Raw genomic sequence first — 11,450 nt, 5'->3', positions numbered from 1 at the left:
CATCAACGGGCGCGCTATGCAACAGGCAACATCATCGTCCTGCCATCCATCGGCGACGCGATGAAGCCATGCTTGAGATAGAACGCTTTGGCAGTGTCGTCGAACGCATGACACAACAAGGCGCGCGCGCCGATGTGCCCGCAGACCTGCATCGTGCGTTGCACAGCGTCTTTCAGCAGTCCCGCGCCGACACCCTGGCCGACCCAGTCGGCATGGACGGCCAACCTGCACAGCACGATGACCGGAATGGGGTGCGGCATGTTCCGGCGAAGGCGACCGGGAACCAGCTGGTGCGAAACGCCGCCGGCAGCGAGCGCGTAATAGCCCACCACATTGTGTTGCGCATCACATACAACAAAACACCGCAATGCCCCCGATGCCTGGTTCTGGTGGGCACGCTCCATCAACCACGAGGTCAGCTCCGCCGCGCTGCATCGAAACTGCTCCAACCGATGCGCTTGAGCCAGCGCATGCGGCACAGACAACCGCAACGCTCAGCGCTCCCAGGGTGCAGGCGTGCTCAACAGTTTCCTGATGGCCGCGTTGTTTTCCAGCGGTGCATCCAGCAACGCATTAAAGCGTCGCAGCTGCTGAGGATCCAGGGAGAACTGTGTCTGGTCCGCGAGTACCTCCCGCGCCTTCTCACAGGCAGCATCCAGAATGAACTCGGTTCGGCTCACCCCGGTAACCTCAACGGCGCGGTCGATCAGCGCCTGCTTGTCGGCGGGCGCCCGGAAGTTGATGACTTTGCTGGCGAGGGCCACGGGAGGCGCTCCGGAGGTCTGTGCATACAATGTACACACAACTGGATGATCGCTCAACGGCTCCCCCCTCTTCTCAGATCGTAAGGCAAGGGTAATCCGTTGGCTCTCCATGGAAAATCGGGAGTTTCCCCGGAAAACCGTAGGCCTGAGCGCCCCGCGAATGGGGGCGCCTCCACCCGTTACGCCGCCTCGCTGATCCGCGCCGCCCGCCGTGCCCGCACTGCCTCGGCAAGGCTCTCCAGCACCGCCAGCGAGCTGTCCCAGCCGATGCAGCCATCGGTGATGCTCTGGCCGTAGGTCAGCGGCTGGCCGTCCACCAGGTCCTGCCGGCCGGCCACCAGATGACTCTCCACCATGACGCCGACGATGCGCTCTTCGCCATTGGCCAGCTGCGCGTTGATGTCGGCGATGACCTTGGGCTGGTTCTCCGGATTCTTGCTGCTGTTGGCGTGGCTGGCATCGATCATGATGCGTGCGGCCAGGTGCGACTTGGCCAGCGTCTGGCTGGTCGCTTCCACGTGGTCGGCATCGTAGTTCGGCGTCTTGCCGCCGCGCAGGATCACGTGACAGTCCGGGTTGCCGGCGGTGGCCACGATGGCGGTGCCGCCTTCCTTGGTCACCGACAGGAAGTGATGCGGGTTGGAGGCCGCACCAATCGCATCGGCAGCGATCTTGATGTTGCCGTCGGTGCCGTTCTTGAACCCGACCGGGCACGACAATCCCGATGCCAGTTCGCGATGCACCTGGCTTTCGGTGGTCCGCGCGCCGATCGCGCCCCAGGCGACCAGGTCGGCGATGTACTGCGGCGAGATCACGTCGAGGAATTCAACGCCGGCCGGCAGGCCGAGCTTGTTGATGTCGCGCAGCAGACCGCGCGCCACGCGCAGGCCCTTGTTGATGTTGAAGCTGCCGTCCAGGTCCGGATCGTTGATCAGGCCCTTCCAGCCCACCGTGGTGCGGGGCTTCTCGAAGTACACGCGCATGACGATTTCCAGCTCGTCGGCGTAGGCATCGCGCAGCGGCTTGAGGCGCTGAGCGTATTCGATGGCGGCCACCGGGTCATGGATCGAGCACGGGCCGATCACTACCGCCAGGCGGTCATCGCGGCCGTGCAGGATCTCGTGCAGGGCCGTGCGCGAGGCGCTGACCGTATCGGAGGCTTCATCGTCGCAGGGCAGCATGGCCAGCAGCTGGGCCGGCGGGGTCAACGGTTCGATCTTGCGGATGCGCAGGTCATCGGTGTGCGGGGGCATGGGGGAAAACTCCTTGGAAGTGGGGGTCCCCAGCGCGGCGGCAACAAAAAAGCCGCCAGGTGCGCTGGCGGCTTTCGGGAATGCGTCTGAAGGTTTCTTCAGGGTGAGCGCATGCCTTCCTCCGCCGGTGGCTTCGGAAAGTAATACCAAAAGTAGGAATTGGCGGGGCGTGCGTTCATTGGGGAGTATTGATAACACAGGGGTTTGGAGGTGCCAACTGTTTCATTCGCAACTGCGGCATCGGTTCAGGCCCCTCCCCGCGAGCGGTGCGCTCACCCCCGCGGCAACGCCGCCAGCTCGGCCAGGTGCTGCTGCAGCGTGCCTGCTGCCCCCACCGCGTGCGTCGTGGTGAAGTACTCGTGCCACCCGGTAGCGCCGATCGCGGCCAGCAAGGCATCGGCATCGAGCCGTTCGGCGCACTGCCACACCGCATAGAACTGCTCGGCCGTGGTGTGCGGAACGTCCTGTTCGATGCGGCCCATCGCCACCGGCGTGATGCGGGCCGGATCCACGTGCTGCATGCCGGCGCCGATGCGGGCGAAGAACGCCCCGCGCGACACCGGGTCCAGCGCGGTCCAGGCGGGGGTGGCGGTGTAGAGCTCGATCAACATGTGCGACATGGCATTCCTTGAGGTCAGAGCGAGCGCAGTGCGCGCTTGCGGATATAGGTGTTGGCCGGATCATCGGCGTGGTGCTGCTGCCATTCGCTGCACAGCGCGCGGACCCAGTCAGGCTGGCTTTTGCCCGCATCGTTCAGCCAGTTGCCGACCGAATCCTGCACGTAGCGCGAGGCATCGCAGCACAGCGCCTGCAGCAGCGGCAGGGCGTGCTGTGGTTCCTGCTTGAACAGCGCGATGTGGGCTGCCCAAACACCCCGCGGTCGCAGCGCTTCGCAGGCGAAGCGGCGCACGTTGGGCGAGGCGTCGGTGGTCCAGCCGTGCACGTGCGTGAGCACCCGCAGCGGTTCGGACACGATATGCGGACGCACGGCCAGCCACGCCCACTCGCGCACGCCGAAGTGTGCGTCATCGGCCAGCGCGCGCAGCGCATCCAGCTTGTGCTCCAGTGACAACCCCGGGTCGCTACCAATCAGATAGCAGGCCCAGCCACGTACCGTGTCACTGGCATGGCGCGACCACCGCGCGTGATCGCCGTGTCCGTGCACGCGCAGCAGCGTGGCGGCGCCCTGCATGCGCAGGGTGATGCCGCGCTTGGCAGCGTTGCGCATCGGGGTGATCGCCGACGCGGGCAAATCAGGGGCGACATTGGCCATCAGCTTGGCGAAATCGACGGCCAGCACTTCGGTCAGATGCGTGGCTTCGGCTTCACCGCGATCCAGCTGTCCGCGTCGCTCGCGGGTGACGGGCGGTTTCATGCGGCACGTCCTGCGTCAGTGCGCGACCACACGCGTTGCAACAGCGTGCTAAGCGTGCGCCGTTCCCTGGGGCTGATGTCGGCGAACAGCGAGGCGATCCAGTCGGTCTGCTGGTCGAACAGTTGCGCAGCGAGTGCCTGACCCGCCGGGGTCAGCCGTACATGGATGCGGCGTTTGTCATCCGGATCACTGTGGCGGCTCACCAGGTGTTCGCGCTCCAGGCCATCCAGCAGGCCGGTAACGGTGGCACGGGTGACGCCGGCGCGCTCGGCCAATTGGTGGGGCGACAAGGCCGTATCCGCACCGCGCAGCAGGAACAGGAGCACGAAACGCCCTTCGCTCAGGCCCAGCGGTGCCAGACGACTCGCGCAGTCCTGGTCGATCGCGCTGGCCAGCGACAGCACCTGGAAACACAGCGCCAATTCCCCCGTATCCGGCTGGCCACGTCGCGCCAGTTCGGTCAGGAAAGCCTGGTGTTTGATTTCCAGCATGCAGGCGGATCCGGAATAGTACGGCGGCTAATTATACCGCTCCTGCGACTTGTCTGACACCCCGCCGCGCTTTTACCTCGCCCCGATGACAGGCGAAGATCCGGGCCAGGATCAACCACAAGGATGCGTAGATGACCCCTTCCCAAGCTGACGCGATCGCCGAGGCCATCCTGCGGCCGGACGACAAGCGCGAGGCCGTCCAGCAACGTCAGCGTGCGCAGGCGCAGCACCTGGCGCGGCAACGCGTTGCCGCCGCCGTCAGCCTGGTCGGCATGGCGCTCGGCGCGGCGGCAGCGATATGGCTGCCCATGGCGTACGCGCAGGGAATGTTGGTGGGCGGCGCACTGTCCTTCCTGCTTGCGCATCTCGGCCTCGCTTGGCGCGAGCGTCGGCGCGCGGGGCGTTCTCCGGCCTGACACATGCCGCGCCGCCCCGCATGGCGGAGCGGAGGGCATGCCTACCAGCGCGTGCCAGCCGGCAGCGCCCCGTCATGCGAAGGAAACAACGGCAGTACGTACTCGGCCAGTTCCTGCAGCACCTCGCCCGCCGGGCGCTGCGAGAACTGGATGCCCAGCGCAGCATGGTTCACGCCGGCACGCTGCCACTCGCCCAGCAGATCGATCAATCCGTTGCGGCCGGTTCTCAGCGTGTAGCCGCTATTGAGCGGCGTGCGGGGATGGTTCGGGTCCTCGACCAGATCCAGCCATTCGTTGGTGACATGCGGGCGGAAGCCACCGTCGGGGATGAGACGGCGCCATGCCTGGATCTTGTCGGCCAGGCGCCGCGGTCCGCCCGCGTGATGGGTTGCCTCGGGATAGGTCAGCCAACCATCGGCATGCTGCCCGACCCAGTCCAGTGTCTGGCGCGAGGTGCCGGTCACCAGCAGGGGAATCGCCCCGGCCACCGGCTTGGGCAACAGCTCTACGCCCTGCAGCGCGCCCAGTGGCGAGTCGATATGCAAGGGACCGTGCTGCATCAGCTGCCTGACGTACAGCACCGAATCGGCGAAGCGGTGGCCGCGGTCGGCATGCTCCAGACCGTACGCGGGGAACTCGACCGGACGATCGCCGGAGGCGATGCCCAGCACCAGGCGCCCACCGGACAGCTGGTCGATGGTGGTGGCCGACTTGGCCAGATCGATCGGGTGGCGCAGCGAGAAGATCGCACTGCCTGTGGCCAGCGCCAGCCGCTTCGTGCGTGCCGCCAGGAAGGCCAGATAGGTAAACGGATCGAACACCTGCCCGGCATCGCCGAACAGAGGATCGAACAGCGGCACATCGCGCACCCAGGCCGCAGCGAAGCCGTCACGGTCGAGCTGGCTCACCAGATCCGCCTGCCCGGCCAGCACCTGCATGTCGCCTTGATAGAAGCGCAGGGGCAGGAACACACCCAGCGTCAGCGCCCCCTCGCGGAACATGCGCTGGTAACCGGCATGGCGGGCGAACGTCGGTGCGGATGCGCCGGTCAGTGGCGCCTGCATCGGGGTGATATCAGTCAACAGGGTCATCGTGGTCGTTCCTGGGTCAGGGGCCGGTGGCCGGTTCGGGGAGCAGCACCCCACGCTGTACGGCGGGCCGCTGCGACATGCGCGCGTGCCACGCACTCAGGTGCGGGTAGGCGCTGAAATCGAAGCCGATGAGCCGGGCGATATGGGTCCAGCCATAGCCGGCGATATCGGCGATGGAGTACGCCTCGCCTGCCAGCCATGAGCGGCCTGTGAGGCGCTGGTCCAGGGTGGCGAAGAACTCGGCGCTCAGGCGCCGGTAGCGTTCGATGGCGGGTGCGTAGGGCGCGTCGGCGAACATCTCGAAGTGCACGCGCTGCCCAAGGATCGGCCCGACGCTGGCCGAGTGGAACATCAACCAGGTGATGGCCTCCGAGCGCGAGCGTGGCGCGTCGGGCAACAGCCGTCCGCTCTGCTCGGCCAGATACAGCAGGATGGCGGCGGATTCGAACACCGTGACACCGGTTGCCTCGTCGACCAGCACCGGAATGCGGCCGTGTGGATGCAGCCGAAGGAAATCGGGATGGCGGTGCTCACCGGCGTCGATGCGCACGTGATGCAGCACGTAAGGGATGCCGAGCTCTTCCAGCGCGATGGTGATCTTGAAGCCGTTGGGCGAGCTGTCGGTGTACAGGTGCAGCGACGCTGGGGACATGCGGGTCTCCTTGGCAGGGGATGGATGGCGGAGGGAGGTCACGTCACGTCACGACGCCACGCCGCGATGGCAGCGCATGCCGGCTGCGGGCGCATTGGTGGAGTTCATGCAATGCAGCTGGACTAAACCGTCGTGAATCAACATGATCACGATGCTACGCAGTCCGTTGCCTGCTGTAGAACGATTTATCGTGCTTGCTCAAGAGAGAAAATCTAACGTCATGGGCGCTGTCCTTCCCCTCCTCGCGCTGCGCGCCTTCGTCGAAACCGGACGACATGGCAGCCTCAAGGCGGCCGCCGCGGTCATGGGCGTCACCCCGGGTGCGATCAGCCAGCAGCTCAAGCTGTTGCAGGCGCGCACCGGCGTGGAGCTCTTCACCCGCACGCGGCACGGCGTCGCCCTCACCGCCGCCGGCGCGCAGGTGCACCCTGCGCTGCTGCGTGCGTTCGATCAGATCCAGGACGGCATGGCGACGCTGGACGCCATCCATGCGCGGCAGACGCTGACGATCAGCACCGTGCCCAGCTTTGCCGCCGCCTGGCTGGTGCCGCGGCTGGGCCGCTTCACCGCGCGGCATCCGGAGATCGAGGTGCGCGTGGAAGCCTCGTCGGCCTTGGCGGATCTGCGCCGCGATCGCATCGACATCGCGATCCGCCACGGTCTCGGCGAGTATCCCGGGCTGGTCTCGCGCCCGCTGGCGGCACCGGTGCTGTTGCCGGTGGCCTGCCCGACGCTGCTCGCCGAGGGACCGCCGATCCACTCCCCCGTGGACTGCCTGCAGTACCCGCTGCTGCAGGATTCCGATCGCAGTGACTGGTCGCTATGGTTCCGCGCGCTTGGTCTGCCCGCCGATCCGCGCATCGAGCGTGGCCCGGCCTTCGATGATGACGTGCTGCTGATCCGCGCGGCGGAAGCGGGCCAGGGCATCGCGCTGGTGCGCGATCTGTATGTGGACGCCGAAGTGGCCAGCGGTCGGCTGGCGGTGGTGCTGGATCAGCCCTGGCCGACGCGGTTTGCGTACTACGCCGTCACCCTGCCCGGCGCCGAGGAGACACCGTCCATCGCAGCCTTCCTGGGTTGGCTGCAGGACGAGGTCGAGGCCCCCACCAGCGCGCTGTGAGTCGGTACTCCGCGCACAAAAAAACCCCGCGTTCCGGCGGGGTTTTTCGTACTGCCGTGGCGGATGGTGGTACCGACCAACGGTGGGTACCTACCGCTCCGATGTGTGCCGACCGAGGGCCGGCAGCGACATCAGAAGTCCATGCCGCCCATGCCACCCATACCGCCCATGCCGCCGCCGGCTGCGCCAGCGCCGTCATCCTTCTTCGGGGCTTCGGCAACCATGGCTTCGGTGGTGATCATCAGGCCAGCGATCGAGGCCGCGTTCTGCAGCGCCGAACGGGTCACCTTGGTCGGGTCCAGGATGCCGAATTCCAGCATGTCGCCGAACTCGCCGGTGGCGGCGTTGTAGCCGAAGCTGCCGGTGCCTTCCTTGACCTTGTTGACGATCACGGACGGCTCTTCGCCGGCGTTGGCCACGATTTCGCGCAGCGGGGCTTCCATCGCGCGCAGGGCGATCTGGATGCCGTGGTTCTGGTCTTCGTTGGCACCCTTCAGGCCGCTCAGCGCGGTGACCGCACGGACCAGGGCAACGCCGCCGCCCGGGACCACGCCTTCTTCAACGGCTGCACGGGTCGCGTGCAGGGCGTCGTCGACGCGATCCTTCTTTTCCTTCATTTCGATCTCGGTCGAGGCACCGACCTTGATCACGGCAACGCCGCCGGCCAGCTTGGCCACGCGTTCCTGCAGCTTTTCACGGTCGTAATCGGACGAGGTGTCTTCGATCTGGGTCTTGATCTGGGTGACACGCGCTTCGATGTTGGCCTTCTCGCCGGCGCCATCGATGATCGTGGTGTTTTCCTTGGATACCTGCACCTTCTTGGCGCGGCCCAGGTCCTTGATCGTCGCCTTTTCCAGCGACAGACCGATTTCCTCGGAGATCACGGTGCCGCCGGTCAGCACGGCCATGTCTTCCAGCATCGCCTTGCGACGATCGCCGAAGCCCGGTGCCTTGACGGCCACGACCTTGACGATGCCACGGATGGTGTTGACCACCAGGGTCGCCAGCGCTTCGCCTTCGATGTCTTCGGCGATGATCAGCAGCGGCTTGCCGGCCTTGGCGACGCCTTCCAGCACGGGCAGCAGGTCGCGCACGTTGGAGATCTTCTTGTCGTGCAGCAGCACGTACGGATCATCCAGGTCAGCGGTCTGCGACTGCTGGTTGTTGATGAAGTACGGGGACAGGTAGCCACGGTCGAACTGCATGCCTTCGACGACGTCCAGCTCGTTGTCCAGGCCCGAGCCTTCTTCAACGGTGATGACGCCTTCCTTGGTCACGCGGCGCATCGCTTCGGCGATGATGTTGCCGATCGACTCGTCCGAGTTGGCCGAGATCGTGCCGACCTGGGCAATGGCCTTGTCGTCAGCGGTCGGCTTGGAGATGTTCTTCAGCTCGGCGACGGCGGCGATCACGGCCTTGTCGATACCGCGCTTGAGGTCCATCGGGTTCATGCCGGCAGCAACGGCCTTGGCGCCTTCGCGGATCAGGGCCTGGGCCAGCACGGTGGCGGTGGTGGTGCCGTCGCCGGCGTCATCGTTGGTGCGCGACGCGACTTCCTTCACCATCTGCGCGCCCATGTTCTCGAACTTGTCAGCCAGTTCGATTTCCTTGGCGACGGAGACGCCGTCCTTGGTGATGGTCGGCGCGCCGAAGCTCTTTTCGAGCACGACGTTGCGGCCCTTCGGGCCCAGGGTAGCCTTGACGGCATTGGCGAGAACGTTGACGCCGCGAACCATGCGGGCGCGGGCGTCTTCACCGAAACGAATATCTTTGGCAGCCATTGCGATTACCTTTTTATGTAGAGCCGGGCCATGCCCGGCTGCTTGAACGGGAGGAAGTGCGGAAGCGCCGGCACGGGGCCGGCCGCATCACTCAGCCGACGATGGCGAGGATGTCGTCTTCGCGCAGGACCTTGAACTCGACGCCTTCGGACTTGTAGCTGCTGCCGGCGTACTGGCCGTAGATGACCTTGTCACCGACCTTCAGCGACGGCGCGCGCACGCTGCCGTTGTCCAGGGGCTTGCCCGGGCCGACGGCCACGACTTCACCCTTGGTCGACTTTTCCTTGGCGGAATCCGGAATCACGATGCCGCCGGACGAGATTTCGTCGGCTTCGATCGGCTTGACTACGACGCGGTCATGAAGCGGCTTGATGCTCATGTGAGACCCTTTTAAGTTGTTGATTGGTCTAGGAAAGTCTGGCGATGTTAGCACTCGCACAGGGCGACTGCCAGCCACGCTCACGAAAAAACCCGACGGTGCGGGACAGAGCAGAGATGGTGCTGGCCCCTGCCCTTTCAAGGGCAGCCGATCGGATTTTTTTGCCGGCCGGTCGTCGGACGTGAATGTTTGACGCAGTTCTCAGTGCGAAAGGTCGAATCCGACAGGGTGGCGGATGTGTCATCTGGATTGCGTAGATTCGAGCGGCACTGACCAATCACAAGGAGCCGTAGATGAGGTTGCTGACGCCGCTGTCCCTGGCCTGCCTGCTGGTACTGGCCACCAGCCCGGCCCGGGCCGATGTATTCATCAATGAACTGCATTACGACGACAGCACCCCGGCCGGGGATGTCGGCGAGGCGATCGAGGTGGTCGCCACCGCCGGTGAGGACCTGTCCGGCTACCGGCTCTACCTCTACAACGGCAGCAATCCCTCGGCCGCCGCGGTCTACGCCAATAACGCGGTCCCGGCCGGCACCGCCAGCTGCGGCAGCGCGCGGCTGGCCACGGTCAGCTACCCGACCAACGGCCTCCAGAACGGGCCCAACGATGGCATCGCCCTGGTCGATGCCAGCGGCAAGGTGGTCCAGTTCCTCAGCTACGAGGGCACCATCACCGCGGCCGGGGGACCCGCGGCGGGCCTGACCAGCCAGAACCTCCCGGTCAGCGAGACCAACAGCACCGCCCCGGGCACCTCCCTGCAGCTGACCGGCACCGGCAGCCAGTACGCGCATTTCACCTGGGCCGAATCGGCCGGGCAGACCTTCGGCGCCTGCAACCACGGCCAGAGCTTCAGCGGCGGCGGCGGCCCGACCGGCCCGAATACCGCGCCCTCGGTCACGGCGACCACCCCCGAACAGGGCGCCAGCACGTTCCCGGCCGCGGCCGACCTGGGCGTCACCTTCAGTGAGCCGGTCACCCTCTCCAGCGGCGCGTTCGCGCTGAGCTGCGGCCAGTCCGGCACGGTCGCGCTGAGCCATCCGACCACCGGTACCCGCTTCACGCTGGCCACCCACACCGCGCTGGTGGCGGGGGAAGCCTGCCGCTTCGATATCCGCGCCACCCGCGTGAAGGATGCCCAGGGCGCGCGCCCGGCCGCCGATACCCGCATCGCGTTCACCGTGGCCACCGCCACCACGCCCGACCCGGGCAATCCGGGCAACCCCGGCGAGTACTACGCGAAGGTGAACACCTCCAGCCCCAGCCAGCTGCGCTGCTCGCTGCACGAGACCATCAAGGGGCACACCGCGTATCCGTACAGCGGCTCGGGCACCAGCACCTGGACGATCCTGGAGATCGCCGACGAAGATCCCAACAACAGCGGCAACATCCTCGATGCCTACCGCAACCGCAGCTACACCAAGGTCAGCGGGCGCGCCGGCACCGGCAGTGGGCTGACCTACAACCGCGAGCACACCTGGCCCAACTCACTGGGCTTTGCCAGCACCAACGGCGACAAGGGCCTGCCCTACGCGCCGTATACCGACACCCACATGCTGTACCTGACCGATGCGCAGTGGAATGCGGACCGCGGCAACAAGCCCTATGCCAAATGCGACAGCAACTGCGGTGAGCGTGCGACCGAATCCAACAACGGGTCCGGCGGCGGCAGCGGCGGCTACCCGGGCACCTCCAACTGGGTGCGCACGCCCGATGGCAATGGCGGCTCGTTCGAAGTGTGGGGCCATCGCAAGGGCGATATGGCGCGTGCGGTGATGTACATGGCGATCCGTTATGAAGGCGGTAAAGATGCGAAAACCGGCCAGTCCGAGCCCGATCTGGAGCTGACCGACGACCGCAGCAAGATCGTCAAAACGTCGGCCTCGCCGGCCTACATGGGCCTGCTCTCGACCCTGATCGACTGGCACCTTGCCGACCCGCCGGACGCGGCAGAACGCGCTCGCAACGAGGTGATCTTCAGTTTCCAGGGCAACCGCAATCCGTTCATCGACCACCCCGAATGGGCCACCCCGGCCCTGTTCACCTCGGCCAGGCCGGCCACCTGCCAGCTGGCCAACTGAGCCCGGCCGACCGGCGCCCCCTCGTGGCGCCGGTCGGACCATTGGCC

At 66.2% G+C, this 11,450-nt stretch carries 13 protein-coding genes; 3 read left to right on the top strand and 10 right to left on the bottom strand.

Annotation, left to right across the window (positions count from 1 at the left end; all coding sequences use genetic code 11):
• Positions 1–14: 14 nt before the first annotated feature.
• The 6 genes from POS15_RS19645 to POS15_RS19620 form a co-directional block, all read right to left on the bottom strand.
• Positions 15–491 carry a GNAT family N-acetyltransferase gene (locus POS15_RS19645; protein WP_284128722.1) on the bottom strand — a complete coding sequence of 159 codons (477 nt, stop codon included), beginning with the start codon at positions 489–491 and terminating at the stop codon, positions 15–17.
• A 3-nt stretch (positions 492–494) separates the two neighbouring features.
• On the bottom strand, positions 495–764 hold the full coding sequence (locus tag POS15_RS19640) for a DUF1778 domain-containing protein (protein ID WP_070426052.1): 270 nt from the start codon (positions 762–764) through the stop codon (positions 495–497).
• Positions 765–943: 179 nt separating this feature from the next.
• Positions 944–2,017, bottom strand: coding sequence for a 3-deoxy-7-phosphoheptulonate synthase AroG (gene aroG / locus POS15_RS19635; protein ID WP_070472152.1), 1,074 nt, complete (start codon positions 2,015–2,017; stop codon positions 944–946).
• 272 nt (positions 2,018–2,289) lie between these two features.
• On the bottom strand, positions 2,290–2,637 hold the full coding sequence (locus POS15_RS19630; RefSeq protein WP_019183559.1) for a DUF6616 family protein: 348 nt from the start codon (positions 2,635–2,637) through the stop codon (positions 2,290–2,292).
• 14 nt (positions 2,638–2,651) lie between these two features.
• Entirely contained in the window at positions 2,652–3,392 is a 741-nt protein-coding gene (locus tag POS15_RS19625; RefSeq protein ID WP_070472155.1) for a DNA alkylation repair protein, read from the bottom strand.
• Positions 3,389–3,883 (bottom strand): MarR family transcriptional regulator, encoded by a 495-nt coding sequence (locus POS15_RS19620; RefSeq protein WP_070472158.1) that lies wholly within the window; start codon positions 3,881–3,883, stop codon positions 3,389–3,391. Before POS15_RS19620 ends, POS15_RS19625 begins: the two co-directional genes overlap by 4 nt.
• Before the next feature lie 131 nt (positions 3,884–4,014).
• Between POS15_RS19620 and POS15_RS19615 the strand changes: the two genes are divergently transcribed.
• The gene (locus POS15_RS19615; protein WP_102788593.1) at positions 4,015–4,299 is read left to right on the top strand and encodes a hypothetical protein; all 285 of its coding nucleotides are present in this window, start codon (positions 4,015–4,017) and stop codon (positions 4,297–4,299) included.
• A 41-nt stretch (positions 4,300–4,340) separates the two neighbouring features.
• On the opposite strand, the gene POS15_RS19610 is transcribed toward POS15_RS19615, so the two are convergent.
• Entirely contained in the window at positions 4,341–5,390 is a 1,050-nt protein-coding gene (locus POS15_RS19610) for an LLM class oxidoreductase (RefSeq protein WP_217628704.1), read from the bottom strand.
• 16 nt (positions 5,391–5,406) lie between these two features.
• Positions 5,407–6,042 (bottom strand): glutathione S-transferase family protein, encoded by a 636-nt coding sequence (locus POS15_RS19605; RefSeq protein ID WP_284128721.1) that lies wholly within the window; start codon positions 6,040–6,042, stop codon positions 5,407–5,409.
• Positions 6,043–6,262: 220 nt separating this feature from the next.
• On the opposite strand from POS15_RS19605, the gene POS15_RS19600 reads away from it, so the two are divergent.
• Positions 6,263–7,162, top strand: coding sequence for a LysR substrate-binding domain-containing protein (locus tag POS15_RS19600; protein WP_284128720.1), 900 nt, complete (start codon positions 6,263–6,265; stop codon positions 7,160–7,162).
• 131 nt (positions 7,163–7,293) lie between these two features.
• On the opposite strand, the gene groL is transcribed toward POS15_RS19600, so the two are convergent.
• Complete coding sequence (gene groL / locus POS15_RS19595) at positions 7,294–8,943, bottom strand: chaperonin GroEL (protein ID WP_019183552.1); 1,650 nt, start codon at positions 8,941–8,943, stop codon at positions 7,294–7,296.
• 91 nt (positions 8,944–9,034) lie between these two features.
• The gene (locus tag POS15_RS19590) at positions 9,035–9,322 is read right to left on the bottom strand and encodes a co-chaperone GroES (protein WP_019183551.1); all 288 of its coding nucleotides are present in this window, start codon (positions 9,320–9,322) and stop codon (positions 9,035–9,037) included.
• A 293-nt stretch (positions 9,323–9,615) separates the two neighbouring features.
• Between POS15_RS19590 and POS15_RS19585 the strand changes: the two genes are divergently transcribed.
• Positions 9,616–11,403, top strand: coding sequence for an endonuclease (locus tag POS15_RS19585; protein WP_284128719.1), 1,788 nt, complete (start codon positions 9,616–9,618; stop codon positions 11,401–11,403).
• The last annotated feature ends 47 nt before the right edge of the window (positions 11,404–11,450 follow it).

The sequence above is a fragment of the Stenotrophomonas sp. BIO128-Bstrain genome (assembly GCF_030128875.1).
In the GTDB taxonomy this organism is placed as follows: Bacteria; Pseudomonadota; Gammaproteobacteria; order Xanthomonadales; family Xanthomonadaceae; genus Stenotrophomonas; species Stenotrophomonas bentonitica_A.
The sequence above is the reverse complement of the archived record's forward strand: the minus strand, read 5'-3'. Positions and strand labels throughout refer to the sequence as shown.